Below are 20,612 nucleotides of genomic sequence, written 5' to 3' on the forward strand. Positions count from 1 at the left end.
CAGGAGATCGCATCATGCAGACCACCAGACACACCATCCGGAATATCGACCCACAGCTACTGCTGGAAGCACGAATTCTTGCACTTCAAACCGACCAGCGGCTCGGAGACATCGTAAACCAAGCGCTGGATTGTTTTATCGAAGACGCCACCTCTGGTCCTCAAGAAGAAGACCGGGAGGAGGCGTGATCCTGTGTAAAGACCAGACTAGAAACGCATCGGTTTGGATGACACTACACGTCATTGGCCGTTTCGATTGGTGTCTCTGGGTGGGCTATATGGCTCACTTCCGATGGTCTGTGCATTCACGGATGTCCCTAATTGGGATAATTTCCAATTTGGAGAACCACCCAAAAGGGTATCACGACGCGAGTGCTTACTTTCTGCATTCGATCAGAAGTCGCGCAGGTAACTAAGATTGATGGCGTCCCAAGCGTTTTGCAGCTCTTTGAAGGCGTCGTACTGCGATGCAATTGCATCGAAGTTGGACGGCCCTTCGTAGGTTTCAGCATCGGTGGTGCCTGACTCGTTGAACTTGTTAACCGCATCCGCAACCAAAACAATAATATTGTCCTCGATTTGGAGGATGTTGTCTTCAACGGAACAACTGATATCCAGTTCAATCGCCTCGCCCACGGATATCACTCCATCAACTACTTCGACATGCGTTTCGAGATTGTCGATAAAGGCAGCGGGGCTTGGGTATTCACTGAAAATACGAGCATATGCCTCGCATAGTCCACCATGGGTATGATGCTCTAATCTGCCAAGTGGTGGTTCTACGTTAGTGTGTTGTTTAACGCTATTCATAATATTTGTCCATTCAGGTTGTAGATTGCGCGAAAACTGAACCCTTTGTCGAAAGTATTCTCGGCAACAAATGCGATTAGATTTTCCATCGCATAGAAAAATATGGTCTATAAATCTCATTATGCAATAAATATTAAAACTATTTTCAAAATTTTATTTTATTCTTCAAGAATATTCAAATATTAGTATTATTTTTTGTTCTTCAAAAATGAATTTTATTTAGAAACTTCTCTAAAAATCATCAATTTGTCTTATTTTTATGCTGCGCTCACGAAGTGAAACTATGCCGATGCCATTCCGCTCAAGTGCTGGGGTTAGAATTTCACGGTGGCAGAATCCTGCGAAAACCGCGACCTGGCGGAATTCCATCGCGAGTGGAAGCAGGTCCTCCATGTCGGCACCTGCCTATTCGCGTCTCTCCTGAACACCAAGCAGATAAGGTTCGCCCGCCACCTGACAGTCTGTGACGAATTCTGTGCCTTCTGCGGATTGTCTCGGTTCGATAAGCCTGCAAGTGGTCTCCGTCCGGTAAACCGTCCCGTCTTCAATTAAAATTCCACCGGGATGGAGTTACTGGGCAATTCGGTGACCCGAACTGGGTGGATCCGTTCCTTCCGGGTAATACAGACCGTCGAAACCATCCGTCGCACCGGCACCGGTGGTGACCAGCATCGCGACTGCGAAAACGATAAGATTCTTCAAGAATCATCCCAATCAGCACTCTTGAACACTCACCCCCACCAACGAAATCGGCCATAGCGCAATTGCAACCAAAAATTTTATCAATGCGAAGCGTGGTCTTTGGTTGCAATTCGCCTATCAGGACAAATCATCCGTTTGAACGGTAATCCACTGTTCGAGCATCAGCCGACCGCGTTCATCGAGTTCATTGCGTTGTTCCAGCGGCAGCAGGACGTATTCGTCATATTCGACCCCGACGAAGTGCAGCTTTGCGTCCATATAAATCCGCATACAGATCAATTCGTGTGAACTGGACAGCTTCTCTTGCGGATCACTCTTCAGGCATTCTAGGTGCCTGCCGATGACGTGTAGTCTTTCAGTGAGGAGATCAACGCCAGAATCCTGTTGCCCATGACTGACACGGATCTCTTCTCGGTTATGTGCAACAGAATTCCCACTTTTTCCGAGATATTCATTCAGGCGTTTTTCGCCTTGGTCCCGCATCACCTGCTGTTCGGCAACACTGCCATCCTGGTATTCTCGAAGCGTTACACCGGCGAAATACGCATAGGTCTCCATCTTGATCGCCGTGCATTGAGGACCGGTTTTTTCCTCGCCGCTACACGTAAGGTAGCGGTCCACGACATATTCGGTGGCCCCGTCAACGTCACCGACAAATCTGGTTTGATCATCCTTTGCTTCGATAAACTGTTCAGCGGTCAGTTGATCATATCCACGCCGTTCGTCTTCGAGTTTCATCCGGGTATCAACCGGTTCTGCTGACGCCGAACGCCTTATGCCATACCGGCTGCAATCCGGACCGTTCGAGCAAGGGAAGGCGGCAAGATACCCCTCATACCCACCGTAATGGTCCTTCAATCGTTCATGTATCTCTAGACAGCGATCATGCGTGGGTATCGGATCAGCGTTACAGACGATCATTTGTTGGCGGAGTTCTGCGACCTGATCCTCTGACAGTTCATCTGCATGTGCCGCACCCGCGATAAGCAGCAGCACCGGAATTATCATGATTTTCATGATGCTGAATGTGGGAAAAGAAACTGTCTTCATATTCGTGATCCTTCCTTTGTCTTTTGATTGATCGCGACTTCCTGGTCCCTTTCCCCACGTGTTTTGAAGACCGTCCTGTCGATAATCACTTCACTGTCTTATCCGCCGGATTTTTTCTCGTTCCCTTCCAGTTGAATGAGATCGGCGACCCCGACCTGACCGCTCGTGGCGTCCACGATGGATTGAAGCGTTTTCCTGGAAGCGATGACCTTTCCGTCCCTGGCACGCAGCACCGTTGCTGCGCTTACTCCGGCCTTTCTGGCGAAGTCCCGGAGGCTAAGATCATGCAACGATAGGTAGTCATCGAGTTTCATGTCATGTTACATATCACGAAACATAAAAATTTCACAATGAGAAAAATATCAATGTTTGCGAAGCTCTTAAAACTGTTGCACGATGTGAAACACACCTGCTGTTTTCGGATTCATCGCATGGAACTTAAAGAGCGTCTTCAACAGGCGAGAAAACACTCTGGCAAGAGTATGGATCAAGTCGCCCAGGACCTCGGGTTATCCAGAATTCAAGTCTGGCGGATGGAGAAGAATGCTGAAGCTATTACTGTCAAGCGGCTGCAAGAACTGGCCGCTGTGTACGGACGACCCATCCAATCGTTCTTCGACGACAAGGTGGAAATTTCCGAATCCGAAATCAGCTATCAGATCATCGGCATAGCGATTGAGGCGGTCGAGGCTGTTGCATCTAAGATGGATGAAAGACCAAGCACGGAAGCGTTCAGAGCAGCAGCAATCGCTGTGATTAGAGCACAGCAGAAACGCTGGGCGGAGAATCCTAACCTACGTTTCAAACCGGAGGAGTTTACTGTTTTTATTGAAAGAGAATTGAACAGCTGAGCAGCTTACGGGTGATTTTTTAGATGCGATTGAGATGACTTTTGCACCCGAATTTTTTGCAATTCATTATTTTGAGTGGCCAAAATTGCACGTCGAATGGCATCAAAAGACAATCAAATCAAACGAAGACTTATTAGATAAAGCGCGGGAAACAGAGGAGATGCAAACTTCATCTGAAGGTGGCTTCCCAATGTTGAATTAAAAAGCGTGATTTGATTGGAAAAGCAAAATGAAAAAGCTGATCGCAATCCTATTTGTATTCGCATTTGCTGCGCCAGCAATCGCAGAGGAAAAAAAGCCTACTGAACCAGATTACGTAAACGAATACTATACTCTGGACGTTTATCGTGTCTTGGGTAAATATGCGATATTCAAGGATCCGCGCGAAGGTGTCTGCTTGCTTAGGTTTTGGCACTCCGAAAAGCTCATTACAATAGAAACCAATTTGGAAATACAAGGCGAACGCGGCGTGTCACTGTCTTTCTGGACAGATGCGGAAAAATTTGATGATAAGGACTGGAACGAAGATGAAATGGTGATGGCTATCGACGGCACCTTGAAGTTCATACCCAGTCTCTATCGCTCTTCGGAAGATGGATTTGGTGCAAATTTCTTCTTTTCCCTAGAAAAAGTAGAAGATTTTGTTGCGCCATTCAGATCTGGAAGTAAGCTCGTCGTAAATTTCCCAGAGGTATTTATTGGGGTTATACCGCTGACTGGAACAAATAAAGCTATGAATACTCTTGAGAAATGTCAGTCCGAACTTGATGAGGCTTTAAAACTGAAGCCCTGATTTTGAAAATAAACCCCGGATTAATTCGAGCTAGAATGGAGCAGATCAGGGATCGCCACGCAACCATACGTTGGATTTGCAAACGGCTTCCGAGTAAAATGGTTGAATACTCCAGGAATGCTAATGCAATTTGCAATTAAGGCAAATACCCGCAACCGTCACCTCACCGCACGCATTTTGCGTCACCGACATAGTAGCGGCCGGAGTATTTCGGCCACGCACAGGCAAGACCGGACTTGATCAAGGCCATGGCAATATCTGTTTCGCCAACGAAGCACTGAGCTACGAACCGTTCTCCTGATTTGCGGCGTGATCGACCATCACAAGGTGTTCCCGACCCCACCACCTTGCAACGCACGGCTTTTCCGTTGACTAGGCCCTTTGTGAACCTGGTTGCTTCCTGATAGTTCCTTTGACCTCTTTCCGGAGTGTCAACACCGCATAGCCGTATACGAACAAGCGGACGGCTTAATTGGAATGTGTCGCCGTCGATCACGCGAGATACAGAGCTTTCCCATTCCTGTGCTGTGGCACTGAAGGCTAAGAGACAAAAACATACTGCAAAAACAATCCTTACCATTCCAAACTCATTCCATTCTTCAAAAACTGCTACCTAAGCATAGGTTGTATTATAATCATTTTACACGCAATTTCTAACTAATCAGGGAGATTGCGATAGTGAGCCGTTTATTTTTGTCCTTCGCACTTTTGGCAGCATCTGTAGTCGCGACGAATTCCCAATCAGGCTGTCACCCAAGTTATGATCCATGCGTACCAATCGCGAGCGACGTTGATTGTGCCGGTGGCCGGGGAAACGGACCCGTTTATGTGCGTGGCCCAATTCGAGTAATTGGCCCTGATGTTTACCGTTTGGATCGTGATGGTGACGGTATCGCTTGCGAACGTTGAGTCACCCTCAAGTAGTATCTATTTGGTGCTGTCCGGGTGCCGGTACGAGAAGCCATTCGGCTGCTTCTCGTGTTCGCTCTAGGTTTCAAGTGCTTTTTTTGTCACCCGAATGTGAAGGTGAACTGTTTCCCACTCAGGTTACCTGAACCCGTCCCCCTGGTTCCTGTTGATACGAACCGGAATGGTCCGCTGGAGCCATCACTACAATTAAACGTGCCTTCTCCGTCGCGCCTTGTGACGTAAACAAATGTTCCCGTGCATGTCCGGCCTTTGCTGCTCGTAATCTCCAGCGTTCCACCACCGTCGAGGTAACCAGTCGCTTTTCCTGTGAAAGTTTCTGATCCGTCTGTTGCCTGGCCTCTGATGCCCAGGGTCATTGAACAACCAGCACAGAGAATTCCAATAAGTGATAGCCCTGCGATTTTCTTGATTATCATGCCGTTAGTCTCGCTCCGATTCTATCTTTTGAAACCATGCTTGGCGTTGCAGATTTCAACCGCAGCCTAGAATGGATATTCGTGAGCGATTTATGCAGTTTGCGCAGTAACTTGGATTTATTCAGCGTGGTACGACTGGAATTGAGCAAATTCTGTTCTCAGTTAGCGCCAATACCCAACCCATAGCGAACACTCGCTGCGATGCAAAGCGTAGGCATCTGCTGGAGAATACTGCACTATTCGCGTAGGGTGTTGAAGTGCGAGTTTTGCTCGACTCATCCCCTGGATTCTGATTGTCTTTGGGCCTGTCTCACCCTAAAGCAGACAATAAATGCTGTTTGCTCTTTCTATCGCTTTCGCCTACGCGCTTACCAATATCGATGGCCTCTTTGCCTTCTTCGCAATCGCGACGTCAGGAAGGTACAGGCAGGCTCTGATCGGTTTCCTGTTTGCGCAGATGCTGGTCGTTACCGGGGCATATGTTGCCGGTGCGGGCGTGACTTTCTTTACACCGCACGCGCTTGGTTATCTCGGCATTGTGCCTCTATCCCTCGGTGTTTGGGAAGTTTGGAGAAACATGTCTCGCTGCGGAGACGACGCGGACGCACTAAAGGCAGCACACTCAATCTTCAGCGCCACCGTGATCTTTGTTGCGCTAAGCGCCGATACGTTCATCTTAGTTGCTGCTTTTTTCGCCGATACAGCCGCAGTGCTTGACCGGCACGTCTTTACAGGCGCTATTGTCGCAATAATGGGTCTTGTCATCGCTGGCACCGTGTTGACCAAAAGCATTGGAAGCAACCAAAAAGTCCGGAGGTTTTTCGAAACCCTTTCACCTTTCGTGATGATCGGCGCCGGGATTTACATCCTTCTCGACACAGCAACGGATACCTACTAAGGGAGACCGCTGAGCAAGACTTTCGCAAGACCGTTGGTCATTCAAACAATCTGACCTGTTACCGCTCCTGCAATGCCAAGCGGGCGCCAAGCGCGCAATAAATTCCACCAACGATTTTGCCTTGCCATTTCACCACTGCCGGGTGTTTCTTAAGGAAACTACCGAGTCTGCCAGCCCCGACAGCGAAGATCACGGTACTAAATAGGCCAAGCAGTACGAAGATTGTACCAAGCGCAGTGAGCTGAAGCATGACCGAACCGTTTTCCGGTTTAACGAACTGTGGCAGGAAAGCCAGAAAGAACAACGCTGTTTTTGGGTTCAGAACCTCCGCGATGATGGCCTGGTTGAACGCCTTTTTTGCCGTTATTGGTGAGCTACCGCGAGCAAGGTCCAGAGATGTCTTGTCAAGGATGGCGACAATGCCGAGATATAAGAGATAACCGGCCCCTGCGTATTTGATGACGCTGAAAAGAAGCGCTGATGTCGCAATTATGGCCGATACACCGATGATCGCCATGAAGGTGTGTACAACGTCCCCGGCAGCTATCCCTGCTCCGGTTGCAATTCCAGCTTTTGTTCCCGAACTCGTCGCTCGCGCCACAGTCAGTAGTGTTGCCGGTCCGGGTATGAACACGAACCCCAAGACAATTGCGACATACGCAATCAGCGTCGCTGTATCGATCATGAAAGTCTCCAGACTAACGGGCGAATTGATGTTAATTGCGCGTTGCGTCGAGAACAAGAATTGATGCATCGGCCTCGAATTGGAGCGCCCTGTATCGTTCGTTTGAGTGGGCTGTTGCTTAGTTTGGAGAATTCAACTTTGTAGTTTCGTCGGTTTCAGAGATTTTCTGAAACTCGGTCAACAACTCGGGGAAACTCTGGGCGAGATAGCGAACCACTCGCGCATTCTCTATCAAACGCTTCACATATCCAGTCGCAATCACCAAATCGAGATGGTCCTGACCATAAGTTTCCTCAAGCAGATGAAACTCACGATCTAGTTGGGCAGACTCTTGCTCCATACGCGTGATTTGTTCGTCGGTGAGTCCGTTTACTGTCTTCGGCTTTGCGGTCTCTACTAACTGAGAAGTAGGGGTCGCTCCAACGAGCGACTGCGCGTATGGATATGAAAATTTGTTCATCGCAATCATGAGTTGGGCAGCCTCGATCTGCCTCAGCGGCTTCATTTTCCGCAACTCCCTGAAGGTGTTTATCGGGACATGCTTGTCTTTCAAAAGTTCCGCCACTTCGGCACAGATCCCTTCAAGTAGTTTGCGTTTCTGTTTGATGTTCTTGATATTTACATTCAACACACGCGCCAGAACCGCTTCTGAGACTCCTTTTTCGATCGCTTTCAGGATCATTTGATGTTCTTGGATGGTAGCGAGTCGATTAACCCGCTTGTTGTACGTGTAAGCTTCATCATCCGTTGCGATCAAACAATCAACTTCCTCATGTCCAAGTTCCTTCAAGACCGACATTCTCATATGTCCGTCCAACAGCAGGTAGTTCCCTCTTTCAGCGCGATCCGGGACAACAACCGGAGGCTCAGCCAAACCTGAATAGAAGATCGAGGAACGTATCTGACCGTATTTCTTGGACTTCTTTATCCTGTCCGAGACAATCCTTAGGGGTGTGATGCTGGAGATGGATAACCTTATAGATTCACGATGAAACGCCAGTTTGATCAATGGAACTTTTTTATGGTTCATCGCGTCAGCTCCTGACGCTCCATCCGATTGGCAAGCTTTTTTGGTATTGTGTCTAGTTGCTCGGATTTAAGCAGGTCAAGGAAACCTTCGTTCGTCAGAAGTTCCTTCAACGCGTGTGCAATGAACATCAGACGACTGCGCGTAGCATCTGCTTTTCGAATTAGGAGTTTTTTGCGATCAGTGTCTTCACGATATGCACGGACCAACGCCTCGGACGTGATTTTTCGCTTTCGCTTCACGCCGCTCAGGAGAGCCTTGCCTCGAAGGTTCCGGCTCTCAATGACTTTCTTAGCGATTAGAAGCTTACGTCCTCTAAGAATGTTGTTTTCATAAGCGTTTTGAAGAGCATCTTGAATTCCGTCGTCATCAGCGTCAACAATCTCAACTGCGACACTGATTGGAATATGTCCTGCTTCAACGGAACGAAGTAGACGCTGTTCACCTTGACGAATAAGTTTTCCGATACCCCTTACATACTCAGTTGAAAGCCCTGTCTTACTGGCAATTTCGGTCTCGCTGTAGCCCCTTTCGTTCATACCTTCTATGTCACGAACCAAGTCGATTGCTTGGTGCTGCCGACGCGCGCAGTTTTCAACCAAGCTCTTCACTAAGCTTGTTTGAGTGTCTACCTGAATGACGATCGCGGGTATTTCCGTCTGTCCTAACTGTTTGAAAGCCTCAAGCCTGCCCTGCCCGCACACCAGTTGGTAACGCGCTTCTGATTCCTCTTCCGTCTTAGAAACGGTAATGGGCCGCTTTAAACCCACATCTCGAATGCTCGAAATGATTTCTCTAAAAATTTTCTTGTTACGCACCCGAGGGTTTAGGATGGAGATCCTGTGAATGGGAACCAGCTCGATTTGAAGTGTTTCTGCGTCTGGCATCATGCAGCCTCGTGAATTGAGAGGCGTTCCGCCAAAGCAAATAGTGGGCTCAGCGTTTCAAATCGATAGGCATCAATCCAAATCCCATTGTCTTCAGAAAGCCTCAGAGTTTCGGCTTCAACATCAAACGTTGGGAGGATGAGGTAATCCTTCGCACTGGCGTTTTCACTATTCATCCGTACCGCGATCGTAAGGTCTGGATATAGGCTCCGATCAAGCCGCACTTTCCAACGCAATGAACCTGCATTCGTTTGAAAGCAGCGACTGATCGCAAGCGAAGCTGTAAATTCCTGGTTTATCGTCAGAAGATCTGTAATCTCGTCTCTGGAGACAGTTCCTCCAGCCTTCTCAATCCCTGAGATAGTCTCATCGACCGTATCAGGGTAGCGCCGCCGCAGAGCCCTGTTTACTTCGATGTAGCGATAGTCTCTTTCTGGAGTGTATCCGATCAGCTTGTACGCTTTCAGCAGCCCGCCAAATCGATGGCTAAAGGCTTGGCTCGATGGACAGTCGGGCGTTTCATCGATTATCAATCCAGAAAGTACGCCTGTCCGTTCATAGACAGATCTCAACTGATCAAGCATCTCGTCATTGGTTAGATGATGTGAGCGGGCTTCAATAATTGCACGGGCTGCATCGAAGGCTCGATGATCAACGATCGCCTCGAAAGCATGGTCGGCGCGAACTAGCATCGACGCATCATTTTTAAGACGATGCTGCTTGAGCTTGAACGAAACGTGGTTCCAGACATTGTTGCCGATGTACTTTTCGTTGATGAGAATTTGATGCACGGTGCCCCTGGTCCAAGGGCGGTCAAGGTCTGTGGTGACGCCTCGTTGGTTTAGCTGCTGGGCGATCGCTGTTTCATCCAATCCGTCCACCACGAACCGCTGATAGATCCACCTGACAATTGCGACTTCCTCTGAAGGCCCTGGAACGAGCACAACCCTATCGGTTTGGATACTTTTCCTTTCTCCGCGCTTTAGAAGACCTTTTGGTCGGCCGTGCTCATCTCTGAGCTCGCGGCGCAGACCAAATCCAGCCATTCCACCTTGTCGATAACCCATTTCAATGAGACGGCATTGCCCAGCGAACACTTTGACGGAGAGTTCTCGGCTGTACTCCGCTGCCATTCGTCGTTTGACGACCTTTTGTACATCGGATCCGATACTGCCGTCATTTTCGAACTGCTCTGCGCAGTATTCCACCTGAACACCTGCTCGGCGACATCGATATTCGTAGAACGCACTTTCGTCTGCATCTTGAAACCGCCCCCAACGACTGATGTCGTAGACTAGGATTACCGAAAAATTTGCGTTGCCGCTTTCAATATCCAAGATCAACTGGCTGAGTCCGTCGCGGCCTTCAATGTTTAGACCACTTCGCCCGGAGTCGGTGTAAGTGCGGACGATCTTGAGACCACGCTTGTTTGCATACCGGCTGATTACTTCGGCTTGGTTTTCTGTCGAATACCTCTGATGTTCGGTAGACATGCGAACATATTCGGCGGCGTGCGTGCTCGCTTCGTCACGCTCACCATCTTTACTCCCATCGATGTCCTCTCTCGAACCCATCTTCCAGCCGTCACGCGCAGATGCCACAGACGAGTTTTTGCTGCTTAATCAGCTACAGCAAAAACTCCGCGAAAATTATATCTGGAGAGGGGATGCAACATGTCGCCGAAAATGCGCAACAACTTGCATGCTGGTTCAATCGAACAACTGAGCTCAGAGGCTTATGCCGCTATTATTTCAACCGCCCTACGTAGGGATCTTGGAGGGACTCATAGAGCCGTAAAGACAGTGCGTCGGTGGACCGGTGCTGGCGAACGCACTGTTACCAACTGGCTTGCAGCGGAGCATGGGCCAAGCGCGCCTCACCTAGCCATGCTCTCCCATCATTCTGACGCGGTTCTGGAGGCGTTTTTGATCATGGCCGGAAGAGAACGAGTAATTGTTGACCTTGAGGTATCTCGATTCAGGAAGGTTCTCCTAGCCACACTAAAGCAACTGGAAAATGCAATGAACTAACAACGACCAAGTGCGGTCCGCTGCCGTGTTGATACATAAGCTTTTCTGATCATTGACATTTCGGCCGGGTCCGAGGCAGCGGGTGCGCTCTTAGATCGATTCGGTGGTGCTCATCTGTTTGACGCCGAAGGAACTGTGAAGACAACCGATAAGACCGCTGGAAATCAGCGATGCTTGTTTGGCACAAATTTGGCACAATAGTGAGCGAGATCAAGCGACACTGAGCGAGATATTTTTCCATAAATGTCTATTATTCTTGATATATTATACTTGTTTGTAGAATAATTACTGCCCTCCGAAGGCAGAGGCCAGAGGTTCGAATCCTCTCGGGTGCGCCAGAATTTCAAGTCAGCTTGAGTTAACGGACCGAAGCGGAACAGCGTCGTCCATCGGGGCTTTTGTGGAAAGTCGTGGTTGGGCTGTCCATGGACAGCACGGGCACAATTGAACCCGCAGGCCCGGTGCCGCAAGCGAGCGTCAGCGATTTGCGGGTCTCTCACCTTCGAGATGAGACCGTGGGTTCACACGTGATCGATAAGGACCGCACAGACTGCGCAGGGGGACGTTGATGGCGCTTGAAGCTTCGAAGAAGCCCGCACCGTTTCGTCAGCCGCCATCCTCTACCCTGCGCGCTGACTTCAAGGGTGCGTCGCCGTTCAAGTTCAACACCCGGTGTCGCGTCCGCTATTCCAGCATCCACCCCTTACCGCAGGAACTGGTCCACGTAGTCCTCGCCCAGGCCGACGTCGGCGTAGTGCTGGCGGCACATGTCGATCTTGGTGAAGACGTCCTCATAGCCGAGCGGTTTGCCGTAGGGGTCGACGTAATACATGATGCCGTTGACCTGAAAGAGGGTGATCATCTCCTCGACATCATCCGGCACGACAAGCGTGTGGGTTTCGCCCGGGGGCTCGTAGACATAGCCGCCGGCCTCGGCGACCCAGTCATGCTCCAGATAATGCCAGCGCCCCTTGATGACGTAACCATGCACGGGATTGGGGTGGCGGTGGCGCGACAGGACGCCGGATTTGCGCACCCGCAAGAGATTGACCCAGTAGCCCTGGCTCCTGTTGAGACAGAGCGGACGGAACCAGACGTTTTCCGTCTGGGGCACCCAGACGCGCTCGTCCTCCGGGATCGCCGACGGCACCACGATCTCCGCCTGCGCGTCCCTGGGAAACGGCAGCTGATACGGGATCCGCGGGTTCTCGTCTTTTGCGTCTAGGGGCATCTAAGTTCCTCTCCTCTTTTACCTGTTCCTGTCAGACGGCGGAATAGCCACCATCGACCGGGTAGACCGCACCCGTCACGAATTTTGCCTTGCCGCTCAAGAGCCAGGCGACCAGCGCGCCGACTTCCTGCGGCTGCCCCCAGCGGCCCAGCGGCGTGCGGGCAAGGATCGTGCGCTCGCGCTCGGACTGCTCCCGCAGGCCGGCGGTCATTTCCGTCTCGATCCATCCGGGCGCAACGGCGTTGACCCTGATACCGTCCTCTGCCCATTTCGCGGCCAGTGCCTTGGTCAGTTGCGCAACGCCGCCCTTGGAAGCGGAATAGGCGGGCACCAGCGGACCGCCGAAATAGCTGAGCATCGAAGCCGTGTTGACGATGGCCCCGCCCGAGCGCTCCAGAAGCGGCCTGGCCGCCAGGCACATGCGCATCGTGCCGGTCAGGTTCACATCGATCACCTTGCAGAAAGTCTCGATTTCGTATTCCGCCTCGCGCAGCAGGATCCCCGCGCAATTCACGAGGCCATCGAGCCGGTCATGGGTGCCGACAAGCTCTGCAATCTGGGCGTCATCTGTGACATCAAGCGCGACGGCAGTCAGGTTCTCAAGCGCCGGGCAAGCGGCAACCTCGGCCTCGGTAACTCCGGTGGCGGTAACCGCCCAGCCTTCGTCCAGCAGTGTCTGCACAACTCCGAAGCCGATACCGCGCGTTCCACCTGTCACCAAGGCCTGTTTCATGCCGCCTGCCCCTCCCTCATGAACCGCAGCACGTCCCGGCGCCTCGGCATGGGAGCGACGGCCCCGTAGCCTTGGGTCGACAGCGCGGCGGCGGCGTTTGCATAGCTGGCCGCCTCGTAAGGATCGCGGCCGGCCGCCATCTCGGCAAGAAAGGCTCCGTCGAACGTGTCGCCGGCGGCGGTCGCATCGACCGGGGACACCGGTTGACCCGGAACGCGCCTGCGTTCGTCCCTTAGCGCGATCAGCGTGCCGTCCTTGCCAAGTGTCAGCGCCACGATCTCACAGCCCAGATCAAGATAAAAGTCCGCAATCGCGTCCGGGTCAGTGAAGCCCGTCAGTTGGACGGCATCTTCCAGACCGGGCAGGGCAATATGGGCCTTGGCCATGGCCGCGTGGGTCACGGCCCGCGCGCGTTCCAGGGGCCAGAGATTGAGGCGCAGATTGGTGTCATAGGACACCCAGCCGCCGGCGTTCCGGCACAGGTCCATGGCGGCAAAGACGGCATCGGCGGCATTGGCGGAGATCGCCTGGCTGATGCCGGAGACATGCAGGATGCGGGCTCCGGCAATATAGTCTTCGGGCAGATCCGCAGGTGTCATCCGGCTCGCCGCGGACCCCTTGCGCCGATAGGTGAATGTATGGCCGTTGTCGTTGTGGCTGACAAAATAGATGCCGGTCGGTGCCTCCGGGTCCTGTACCACCCTTGAGGTATCAACACCTTCCGATTGCCAGAGCTGCAGGAATTCATCGGCAAATGCGTCCCTGCCGACCCGGGTCAGGTAGCCGACGGATGCGCCCTGGCGCGCAGCGGCAATCGCGGCGTTGGAGGTATCACCGCCATGCCCTTTCAAAAAGCGCCCGTCCGCCTGTTCGTTGAACTCCAGCATCGGCTCGCCGAGACAAATGATGTCGGGTTGCATGTTCCTTGCCTTTTCCGTTTCGGGGCACCGGCCACGCCCGTCAAAGCGTGGCCAGGGACGCTTATTGGGCTGTGTAGCTTTGGCCGACGCCGGGTATGCGCCAGATCCTGAAATTCGGGATCTCCGGATCTTCGAAATTCATCTCGCCATCCACCCAGACGTGCAGGTGGTTCGAGACGACATAAAGCGATCCGTCAGGCCCCCAGGCGAGCGTATCCGGCCAGTTCATTTCCGGGTGATGAACGAAACGGCTCACCTGACCGGTCGATTCATCGAATTTCATGAGACCGTCGAGCGACAGGGCCGTCATGTAAATGTTGCCGGCGTTGTCCGCGGTCATGCCATCCGTGTTCGACGGAAGGGACGTTTCCACGCGCACCGCGTTTTCGATCACCGTCTCGTTTGTTTGAAAGTCACGGAGGATTTCCGTGGGCAGGGAGTAGAGCTTGTTGCCCGTCAGATTGGTCCAGTAGACGGTCTTCTTGTCACCGGAAAGCGCAATTCCATCGGCACCGGTCTGCATGCCGCCGTTCTTCAGAACGGGCCGGTCATCGATGTTGAAGAAGAAATTGGGTTCATTGTTGGTAAACTTGTGCTGATCCAGAATACGGCGCACCGTGTTGGTGTTGCTGTCATAGACGATCAGCCCGCCATGAAGCGGATCACAGAAGATGCCGCTGTCGGCGATGTAGGCGACGCCCGTATCATTGTCCACGGCCAGATCATTCAGGAAGGAGCACTGCCTGTCCGCCTCGTCAGCGGTGAAGACGTATCGCTGGATCTCCTTGCCTGCCTTGATGTCCCAGAGGACAAGCTTGGCGTCACCGTCTTCAAACGGAGGGCCGGCAACGTGACCCTGGTCGAGGATCCACATGACGTCATTGCGATCAATCTCAAAGCCAAGAACCGCCTTCAGACCGGCCGCGTTGGCAATGTCGTTCATGTCCTCGCTCGGATAGGGCTCCAGTTCCCAGGTGTCGCCGTTCCTGACGAGTTTGGAGAGCGTTGACGGGATTTCTTTTCCGGCCCACCGCGCTGTTGAAACGTAGATGTTGCCGTTGCTGTCGACCTTGGCGCCCTGCACGAGCGCCTGTCCGAAAATTGCGCTGTTTTCCCAGGCCGACCTGATGTCTTCGGAAACCACCCTGTAGGGCAGGCTGTTCCATTCGGCGACGATTTCCGGCCGGGGCATGTCCTTGGCGAACGCGCCACCGAGCCCCAGGAAGACGGCCATGATCGCGGGCAGAGCCGCAAGTCCTGTCTGTGTCATTTGAAGTGTCCCCACTCTTTCAGCGTCAGATCCGGCCGTATTTCGCGAGGCCTTCGCGCAGGGACCCCGCCTGCATGATCAGCTTCGCCTGCTCGGCCTCGCGAATGTCGATTTCGCGCGCCATTTCAAGAATTTCCTCTGCCTGCGCGATGGGAACGACCACGACGCCGTCGATATCGCCGACGATGATGTCGCCCGGATGCACGATCACGTCGCCCAGGGGGACAGCGACATTGGCAGCCAGCGTCTTGTGGCGGCCAAGTGTCGTTCCGGGAGACGAGGACCGGGCGAAGATCTGGAAGTCGTAGTCGCGGCGGATTTCCGTGATGTCGCGCACGGCACCATCGAGGACAGCGCCCTCGTGCTTGTTGGCGACGGCACCGGCGGTCATCAGCCCGCCCCACACCGCCACGTTGGCATCGCCGGCGATCGAGATCACGATGACGGAGCCCGGTTCGGATTCATCAATGGCATCCAGGGCGTGCTGCGGCGGCACGAATTCGTCGGTCGGGCCCTCAAGCACCGTGACCGCCGGACCGACAATCTTGTCCTCGTTGATGCGCGGCTTGATGGCCTGATCCAGATAGCCCTTGCGGCCGGTGATCTTGTCGACCGCATCGGCGACCGACGCTGTCGCGGTCTCGCGGAAACCCGCGACCAGTTCCTTAAGTTCCATTTCCGGTACTCCTGATTGAACCCGTTCTTGAACGGCATTTGCGTGTTTCATTTTCCGGCTCACCACCTGTTGACCCAGTTGGCCGGGGGCGCTCCCTCCAGGACGCGCACCAGCTCGGCACCGGCGCGTCGCTGCAACTCGCCGACGGACGCTTCCGAATACCAGCCGCAATGGTCGCTCAGCACCGTGTTCGGCGCTCCGAGGAGAGGGCTGCCGGGTGCCGGTGGCTCTGCTTCGAAAACATCGATGCCCGCGCCGAACACATTGCCCGCATGCAACGCCTCCGCGAGGGCCTTCTCATCGATCAGGCCGCCACGCGAAGCGTTCAGAACAACGGCGTTTTCCTTCATCAGACCGATGCGACGGGCATCGATGATGTTACGTGTGGCCTCGGTCAGCGGGGTGTGCAGGCTGACGACGTCGGCCTGACGGCAGAGGCTGTCGAGATCGGTTGCCTCAACGTCCCAGGCGGCACGTGTCTTGGCGTCGAGATAGGGATCGCTAACCAGCACGCGGGAAAATCCGAGCGCACGGAACCGTGTGCAGGCGGCGCGGGCGATCCGGCCGAAGCCGATCAGGCCTATGGTCGCATTGCGATGACCGGGAACCGGGCTCTTCTGACCGACGCCCCACAGGCCCGCCCGCACTTCGGCATCCCGGGTCACAATTCGTCTTGCGACAGCCAGGTAAAGGGCAATGACATGGTCGCTGACTTCATTCTCCGCGCCATAATCGGGAATGTTGGCAACGTGGATACGGCGCTCCGTTGCGGTCTTGAGATCGACATTGTCGACACCGACGCCGTATCTCAGAATGAGCTTCAGGCCCGGAACGTCGGAATAGAGCGCGGGGTCGATGCGGCGCTCACGTGTGAGCACCGCAAAGACATTCTTGTCGGCAAGGGCGGAGAGCGCATCCTCGCCGGCCGGAACCGGCAGAACCCGTGCCCCAAAGGGCTGGATCGCCGCCTCTTCCAGCGCATAGTCCGCGTAGCCGGGCTCCAGCACGGCGGCAAACGGCGTCTCAGGTGTGGTTACGGTCTCCGCCCGCATGTCACCGGTTCCGGTACTGCGCCACGGCGGCGTCGAGCTTGCCAGGCCATTCCTCGCCGATTTCGCCGACGATGTATTCACGCACGGCCGGCTGCGCCAGTTCGCGGAACTTGGCTTTCTGCTCCGGGCTGACAGGTACGACCTCCAGACCCTTCTCGCCGAGAATTGTCGCGGCGTTGGCGTCCTGAGCCGCTGTCATGCCGCGATGAATGATCTTGGAGATTTCAATGCACTGGCCGACGGCGGCTTTTTCGGCGTCGGTGAGGCTCTCATAAAAATCGTCGTTGATCATGTAGGCGTGCCAGGAGAAGACGTGCCCGTCGAGGGAGACGTATTTCTGGTGCTGATAAAGCGACGCGTTGACGATGTTGGTGACACCGTTTTCCTGACCGTCGACAACACCCTGCTGCAAGGCGCCGGGCAGTTCCGGCCAGGGCACGGGGGTCGCCGAGGCGCCGAGAGATTCCACCAGACGGGTCCAGACCGGGGCGGTCATAACCCGCATCTTCAGACCCTTCATGTCCTCCGGTTCGGCAACCGGAACCTTGGAGTTGGTAAAGTTGCGCACGCCATTATCGGCAAGACCCAGGACACGGATGCCTGTCTTTGCGCGCATGTCCTCGAACATTTCCGCGCCGAAGTCACCGTCAACCACGGACCAGGCCATGGCCTGATCATCGAAGAGATACGGCATGGCAAAGACCGCGAAGGGTTTGTAGACGCCGGATATCGGGCCGTCATGCACAACGCCGAGCTGGATGGTGCCCAGTTGAAGGCCCTCGATGACCTGCCCGCCATCACCCAGCTGGGAGGCCGGATAGACCTGAACGTCTATGGACCCGGCCGTCTTGCCTTCCACGCAGGTTTCGAAGGCGAGCGCAGCCGCATGTTTGGGCGACGACATGTCAGCCGCCTGGAAATGTGCGTATTTCAGCTCTTTCGCCGAAGCCGCACCGGCGGCGGAAACGATGGCCAAGGCGGCCGTTGCGCCCAGAAGTCGAGATGTCAGTTTCATGGTATTCCTCCCGTTTGCTAACTGGATAGTCCGAAGAAGCGAGGTAACGCGGTGCTGAGTGCCGGTACGAGAATGACCAGCAGCAGGACCGCCATTTCCGCCGCGAGAAGTGGAAGAACGGCGCGGGACAGGCCTTCGATCCTGAGACGGCCAACCGTCGCGATGACAAAGAGCACGGGGCCGACCGGCGGCGTGATCATGCCGATGGTGAGGTTGAGGACGAGCATCATGGCGAATTGCAGCGGGTCGATGCCGAACTGCGCCGCGATCGGGCCGAGCACCGGCGTCAGAATGATCAGGGCCGGAAGCGTGTCGATGAACAGACCGCAGATCAGTGCAAAGCCGGCAAGCAGAAAAAGAACGGTCAAGCGGTCCGATGTCAGGCCCGCGATCGCAGCCGCCAGGCTTTGCGGAATTTGCAGATAGGTCAGCAGCCAGCCGAACACGGATGCCATTGCAACAATCAAAAGCACCGATGACGTCGTGACGCTTGCCCTGATTAGCACGGTGTAGAGTTTCTGCATGTTGAGCGAGCGCATGACGAGACCGAGGAGAAGCGCGTAGGCCGTCGCGACCGCACCGGCCTCGGTCGGCGTGAAGATGCCACCGAGGATTCCACCAAGGATGATCAGCGGCATGAGGAGCGCAGGCCCGGCGGCAAACGCGCTTCTGGCAACCTCCGGCACGGCGGCACGGCTCTCGCGTCCCCGGTATCCCTTCCTGATCGAAACAAGATGGTTGGCGACGGCTAGCGCCAGCCCCAGCATCAGCCCGGGGACGATCCCGGCCAGGAACAGCCCGGACACGGTTACGCGGTTGTCGGAAATCGCGAAAATGACCATCAGGATGGAGGGCGGAATGATCGGTCCGATCGTTGCCGTGGCCGCCGACAGGGCACCGGCATAGTTGGCCTCGTATCCGGCCTTGCGCATCATGCGCATAACGATGGCCGATGGCCCGGCCGCGTCCGCGAGCGCCGATCCGGAGATGCCTGCAAAAAGCATGGACACCAGGACATTGACATGCCCCAGGCCGCCGCGGATATGCCCGACCAGATCGTTGGCGAAGCGCAGCAGGGCCGCCGTCAGGCCGCAGGCTGTCATCAGCTCAGAGGCCAGGATGAAAAAGGGAACTGCCATCAGCGGAAAAGAATTGATCCCGCCGAACATGCGCTGAGGGATCAGCAGCGGGTTGAGACTGCCGTCGATCAGGATTGCCGCGGTCGAGGCGACACCCATCGTGAACACGACCGGAAGGCCGAGGGCCAGGGTCAGGAAAAACAGGAGGATCAGGGTCTTGGCCATCAGGACGCATCCTCCTGGTCGTCAAGCGCGGCTTCCGGCTCAAATTCGCCTGCTACGAAGCGCCGGCACACGAAGGCGAGATGGCAGAGAAACAGGAAGCAACCGAACGGAATGGCCATGTAGGGAATGCCGCGCGAGATGCCGGTCGCCATGGTTTCCTTGTTCCAGCCGAATTCCACGAACTGGAGGCCGAACCAGAAGATCAGGCCCATGAAGACCGCCATCACCACGACCGCGCCCCAGCGGATGGGGGTCTTGAGACCGGGCGGCAGAAGCGCGACAAAAAGATCGATCTCGACCAGGCGGCCGCTTCTGAGCGCAAGGCCCGCGCCGGCAAAGACGCCGAAGATCATCAGGAACCGGGCGACTTCCTCGCCCCAGGCGAGTGAGCTTCCGAAAAGATACCGGCCGGCGACATTCGTGATCACGATGAGGAAAACCGCAGCGAGCGCCGCCGCGACCAGAGCGCGGTTGACTGCAATCAGGATGCGCTCGAGCCGCGCCATCTGTCCCCTCCCGTAAATCCCGGCTCGCCATCCATCCCGAGGCCGGTCCGTTGTCTTTCTTCACAACTGGCATACTGGCATACAGTATGTCAATAACAAAAATACTGTACACAAAACACCGGTGCGCGCTATAAGCCGGTTGGACCGGAGGAAACGAAGACGCATGCTGAAAATCGAGCGACCCAAATCATTTGCGGAACAGGTGTCCGATGTGCTGCGCGCGCAGATCATCAGCGGCGAGCGCGACATGGGGGAAGCGCTGTCGGAAACGAAGATCGCCAAGGAACTCGGCGTCAGCCGAACGCCGGTGCGGGAAGCGTTCGCGCGTCTGGAGCTGGAGGGGCTGGTTCATACCGAACCGCAGCGGGGCACGTTCGTTTTCACGCTCGACCGTTGCGCCCTCGTCGATATTTGCGACGTCCGCGTCTGCCTGGAAACCGCCGCCCTGCGCAAGGCCATGGAGCGCGATCCGGACGGTCTGGTCAAGAGCCTCGCGGACATCACCAAAAAGATGACGAAAGCCCGCAAGAAGGCGGACGACCGGCTGTATCTGAGCCTCGACACGGAGTTTCACCAGAAGCTGTTCGATCACGCGCAGAACATGTTCCTGAACGACGCGTTCCAGACGATCGCGGCGAAAATGGCCTGCCTCAGAAACAAGCTGGGCAATCACCCGGATCACATGGAAAAATCCTACGGTGAACACATCCGGATCTGCGAGTTGCTTGCGGCGGGAAAGACAGACGACGCCAGTGAGGTGATGATCAGCCACATCGGCCGCAAGGAAGGCTCCTACTGGAACAATTGACGGAAGCGCCGTGCGGTCA

The 20,612-nt window shown here is 54.6% G+C and carries 24 protein-coding genes; 6 read left to right on the forward strand and 18 right to left on the reverse strand.

All coding sequences use genetic code 11. The features are described 5' to 3' along the window. Positions 1-14 precede the first annotated feature (14 nt). On the forward strand, positions 15-188 hold the full coding sequence (locus RBB49_RS10140; protein ID WP_306142631.1) for a hypothetical protein: 174 nt from the start codon (positions 15-17) through the stop codon (positions 186-188). A 204-nt stretch (positions 189-392) separates the two neighbouring features. On the opposite strand, the gene RBB49_RS10145 is transcribed toward RBB49_RS10140, so the two are convergent. The 4 genes from RBB49_RS10145 to RBB49_RS10160 all read right to left on the reverse strand — a co-directional run bounded on the left by RBB49_RS10145 (position 393) and on the right by RBB49_RS10160 (position 2,875). Continuing rightward, the gene (locus RBB49_RS10145; protein WP_306142633.1) at positions 393-809 is read right to left on the reverse strand and encodes a hypothetical protein; all 417 of its coding nucleotides are present in this window, start codon (positions 807-809) and stop codon (positions 393-395) included. Between the two features lie 570 nt (positions 810-1,379). Continuing rightward, positions 1,380-1,511: a hypothetical protein gene (locus RBB49_RS10150; RefSeq protein WP_306142635.1), complete on the reverse strand. Its 132-nt coding sequence runs from the start codon at positions 1,509-1,511 to the stop codon at positions 1,380-1,382. A gap of 117 nt (positions 1,512-1,628) precedes the next feature. Further along, positions 1,629-2,561 carry a hypothetical protein gene (locus RBB49_RS10155; protein WP_306142636.1) on the reverse strand — a complete coding sequence of 311 codons (933 nt, stop codon included), beginning with the start codon at positions 2,559-2,561 and terminating at the stop codon, positions 1,629-1,631. Between the two features lie 98 nt (positions 2,562-2,659). Next, the gene (locus RBB49_RS10160; RefSeq protein ID WP_306142638.1) at positions 2,660-2,875 is read right to left on the reverse strand and encodes a helix-turn-helix domain-containing protein; all 216 of its coding nucleotides are present in this window, start codon (positions 2,873-2,875) and stop codon (positions 2,660-2,662) included. Positions 2,876-2,926: 51 nt separating this feature from the next. Between RBB49_RS10160 and RBB49_RS10165 the strand changes: the two genes are divergently transcribed. After that, positions 2,927-3,412, forward strand: coding sequence for a helix-turn-helix domain-containing protein (locus RBB49_RS10165; RefSeq protein ID WP_306142639.1), 486 nt, complete (start codon positions 2,927-2,929; stop codon positions 3,410-3,412). Positions 3,413-3,641: 229 nt separating this feature from the next. Next, positions 3,642-4,205, forward strand: coding sequence for a hypothetical protein (locus RBB49_RS10170; RefSeq protein ID WP_306142640.1), 564 nt, complete (start codon positions 3,642-3,644; stop codon positions 4,203-4,205). A gap of 163 nt (positions 4,206-4,368) precedes the next feature. Here RBB49_RS10170 and RBB49_RS28390 read toward each other — a convergent pair whose 3' ends face one another. Then, entirely contained in the window at positions 4,369-4,785 is a 417-nt protein-coding gene (locus tag RBB49_RS28390) for a thermonuclease family protein (protein WP_369293623.1), read from the reverse strand. A 248-nt stretch (positions 4,786-5,033) separates the two neighbouring features. On the opposite strand from RBB49_RS28390, the gene RBB49_RS28395 reads away from it, so the two are divergent. Together RBB49_RS28395 and RBB49_RS10175 are read left to right on the forward strand one after the other, a co-directional pair. Next, entirely contained in the window at positions 5,034-5,114 is an 81-nt protein-coding gene (locus RBB49_RS28395; RefSeq protein ID WP_369293624.1) for an excalibur calcium-binding domain-containing protein, read from the forward strand. 768 nt (positions 5,115-5,882) lie between these two features. Further along, positions 5,883-6,449: a hypothetical protein gene (locus RBB49_RS10175; RefSeq protein WP_306142641.1), complete on the forward strand. Its 567-nt coding sequence runs from the start codon at positions 5,883-5,885 to the stop codon at positions 6,447-6,449. A 58-nt stretch (positions 6,450-6,507) separates the two neighbouring features. Here RBB49_RS10175 and RBB49_RS10180 read toward each other — a convergent pair whose 3' ends face one another. The 13 genes from RBB49_RS10180 to RBB49_RS10240 form a co-directional block, all read right to left on the reverse strand. After that, complete coding sequence (locus RBB49_RS10180; RefSeq protein WP_306142642.1) at positions 6,508-7,134, reverse strand: LysE family translocator; 627 nt, start codon at positions 7,132-7,134, stop codon at positions 6,508-6,510. A gap of 118 nt (positions 7,135-7,252) precedes the next feature. After that, positions 7,253-8,164, reverse strand: a complete 912-nt coding sequence (locus tag RBB49_RS10185; protein WP_306142643.1) for a plasmid partitioning protein RepB C-terminal domain-containing protein — start codon at positions 8,162-8,164, stop codon at positions 7,253-7,255. Then, on the reverse strand, positions 8,161-9,048 hold the full coding sequence (locus RBB49_RS10190) for a ParB/RepB/Spo0J family partition protein (protein ID WP_306142644.1): 888 nt from the start codon (positions 9,046-9,048) through the stop codon (positions 8,161-8,163). The genes RBB49_RS10185 and RBB49_RS10190 overlap by 4 nt, the downstream gene beginning before the upstream one ends. Further along, positions 9,048-10,649: a recombinase family protein gene (locus RBB49_RS10195; RefSeq protein WP_306142645.1), complete on the reverse strand. Its 1,602-nt coding sequence runs from the start codon at positions 10,647-10,649 to the stop codon at positions 9,048-9,050. Before RBB49_RS10195 ends, RBB49_RS10190 begins: the two co-directional genes overlap by 1 nt. Positions 10,650-11,781: 1,132 nt before the next feature. Next, entirely contained in the window at positions 11,782-12,309 is a 528-nt protein-coding gene (locus RBB49_RS10200) for a 2,4'-dihydroxyacetophenone dioxygenase family protein (protein ID WP_306142648.1), read from the reverse strand. A gap of 31 nt (positions 12,310-12,340) precedes the next feature. Then, a complete protein-coding gene (locus RBB49_RS10205; RefSeq protein WP_306142650.1) occupies positions 12,341-13,042 on the reverse strand; it encodes an SDR family NAD(P)-dependent oxidoreductase in 702 nt (233 codons plus the stop codon). After that, on the reverse strand, positions 13,039-13,962 hold the full coding sequence (locus RBB49_RS10210) for a sugar kinase (protein WP_306142651.1): 924 nt from the start codon (positions 13,960-13,962) through the stop codon (positions 13,039-13,041). Before RBB49_RS10210 ends, RBB49_RS10205 begins: the two co-directional genes overlap by 4 nt. A 61-nt stretch (positions 13,963-14,023) precedes the next feature. Further along, positions 14,024-15,232, reverse strand: a complete 1,209-nt coding sequence (locus RBB49_RS10215) for an L-dopachrome tautomerase-related protein (protein WP_306142652.1) — start codon at positions 15,230-15,232, stop codon at positions 14,024-14,026. A gap of 25 nt (positions 15,233-15,257) precedes the next feature. Continuing rightward, positions 15,258-15,908 (reverse strand): RraA family protein, encoded by a 651-nt coding sequence (locus tag RBB49_RS10220; protein ID WP_306142653.1) that lies wholly within the window; start codon positions 15,906-15,908, stop codon positions 15,258-15,260. Between the two features lie 59 nt (positions 15,909-15,967). Next, complete coding sequence (locus tag RBB49_RS10225; protein WP_306142654.1) at positions 15,968-16,960, reverse strand: C-terminal binding protein; 993 nt, start codon at positions 16,958-16,960, stop codon at positions 15,968-15,970. Position 16,961: 1 nt separating this feature from the next. Continuing rightward, positions 16,962-17,975, reverse strand: coding sequence for a DctP family TRAP transporter solute-binding subunit (locus RBB49_RS10230; RefSeq protein WP_306142655.1), 1,014 nt, complete (start codon positions 17,973-17,975; stop codon positions 16,962-16,964). Positions 17,976-17,992: 17 nt separating this feature from the next. Then, positions 17,993-19,279, reverse strand: a complete 1,287-nt coding sequence (locus tag RBB49_RS10235) for a TRAP transporter large permease (protein ID WP_306142656.1) — start codon at positions 19,277-19,279, stop codon at positions 17,993-17,995. Further along, positions 19,279-19,785: a TRAP transporter small permease gene (locus RBB49_RS10240; RefSeq protein ID WP_306142657.1), complete on the reverse strand. Its 507-nt coding sequence runs from the start codon at positions 19,783-19,785 to the stop codon at positions 19,279-19,281. The genes RBB49_RS10235 and RBB49_RS10240 overlap by 1 nt, the downstream gene beginning before the upstream one ends. A 163-nt stretch (positions 19,786-19,948) precedes the next feature. Here RBB49_RS10240 and RBB49_RS10245 point away from each other — a divergent pair, with 163 nt between their 5' ends. Beyond that, positions 19,949-20,593, forward strand: coding sequence for a GntR family transcriptional regulator (locus RBB49_RS10245; protein ID WP_306142658.1), 645 nt, complete (start codon positions 19,949-19,951; stop codon positions 20,591-20,593). Positions 20,594-20,612 lie beyond the last annotated feature (19 nt).

It is taken from the genome of Roseibium sp. MMSF_3412, assembly GCF_030733265.1.
Taxonomy (GTDB): Bacteria; Pseudomonadota; Alphaproteobacteria; order Rhizobiales; family Stappiaceae; genus Roseibium.

Coding starts and splice junctions, on each gene's coding strand:
- RBB49_RS10140 (WP_306142631.1), top strand. CDS start 15: ATGCAGACCACCAGACACACCATCCGGAATATCGACCCACAGCTACTG.
- RBB49_RS10145 (WP_306142633.1), bottom strand. CDS start 809: ATGAATAGCGTTAAACAACACACTAACGTAGAACCACCACTTGGCAGA.
- RBB49_RS10155 (WP_306142636.1), bottom strand. CDS start 2,561: ATGAAGACAGTTTCTTTTCCCACATTCAGCATCATGAAAATCATGATA.
- RBB49_RS10160 (WP_306142638.1), bottom strand. CDS start 2,875: ATGAAACTCGATGACTACCTATCGTTGCATGATCTTAGCCTCCGGGAC.
- RBB49_RS10165 (WP_306142639.1), top strand. CDS start 2,927: ATGTTTGCGAAGCTCTTAAAACTGTTGCACGATGTGAAACACACCTGC.
- RBB49_RS10170 (WP_306142640.1), top strand. CDS start 3,642: ATGAAAAAGCTGATCGCAATCCTATTTGTATTCGCATTTGCTGCGCCA.
- RBB49_RS28390 (WP_369293623.1), bottom strand. CDS start 4,785: ATGGTAAGGATTGTTTTTGCAGTATGTTTTTGTCTCTTAGCCTTCAGT.
- RBB49_RS10175 (WP_306142641.1), top strand. CDS start 5,883: ATGCTGTTTGCTCTTTCTATCGCTTTCGCCTACGCGCTTACCAATATC.
- RBB49_RS10180 (WP_306142642.1), bottom strand. CDS start 7,134: ATGATCGATACAGCGACGCTGATTGCGTATGTCGCAATTGTCTTGGGG.
- RBB49_RS10185 (WP_306142643.1), bottom strand. CDS start 8,164: ATGAACCATAAAAAAGTTCCATTGATCAAACTGGCGTTTCATCGTGAA.
- RBB49_RS10190 (WP_306142644.1), bottom strand. CDS start 9,048: ATGCCAGACGCAGAAACACTTCAAATCGAGCTGGTTCCCATTCACAGG.
- RBB49_RS10200 (WP_306142648.1), bottom strand. CDS start 12,309: ATGCCCCTAGACGCAAAAGACGAGAACCCGCGGATCCCGTATCAGCTG.
- RBB49_RS10205 (WP_306142650.1), bottom strand. CDS start 13,042: ATGAAACAGGCCTTGGTGACAGGTGGAACGCGCGGTATCGGCTTCGGA.
- RBB49_RS10210 (WP_306142651.1), bottom strand. CDS start 13,962: ATGCAACCCGACATCATTTGTCTCGGCGAGCCGATGCTGGAGTTCAAC.
- RBB49_RS10215 (WP_306142652.1), bottom strand. CDS start 15,232: ATGACACAGACAGGACTTGCGGCTCTGCCCGCGATCATGGCCGTCTTC.
- RBB49_RS10220 (WP_306142653.1), bottom strand. CDS start 15,908: ATGGAACTTAAGGAACTGGTCGCGGGTTTCCGCGAGACCGCGACAGCG.
- RBB49_RS10225 (WP_306142654.1), bottom strand. CDS start 16,960: ATGCGGGCGGAGACCGTAACCACACCTGAGACGCCGTTTGCCGCCGTG.
- RBB49_RS10230 (WP_306142655.1), bottom strand. CDS start 17,975: ATGAAACTGACATCTCGACTTCTGGGCGCAACGGCCGCCTTGGCCATC.
- RBB49_RS10235 (WP_306142656.1), bottom strand. CDS start 19,279: ATGGCCAAGACCCTGATCCTCCTGTTTTTCCTGACCCTGGCCCTCGGC.
- RBB49_RS10240 (WP_306142657.1), bottom strand. CDS start 19,785: ATGGCGCGGCTCGAGCGCATCCTGATTGCAGTCAACCGCGCTCTGGTC.
- RBB49_RS10245 (WP_306142658.1), top strand. CDS start 19,949: ATGCTGAAAATCGAGCGACCCAAATCATTTGCGGAACAGGTGTCCGAT.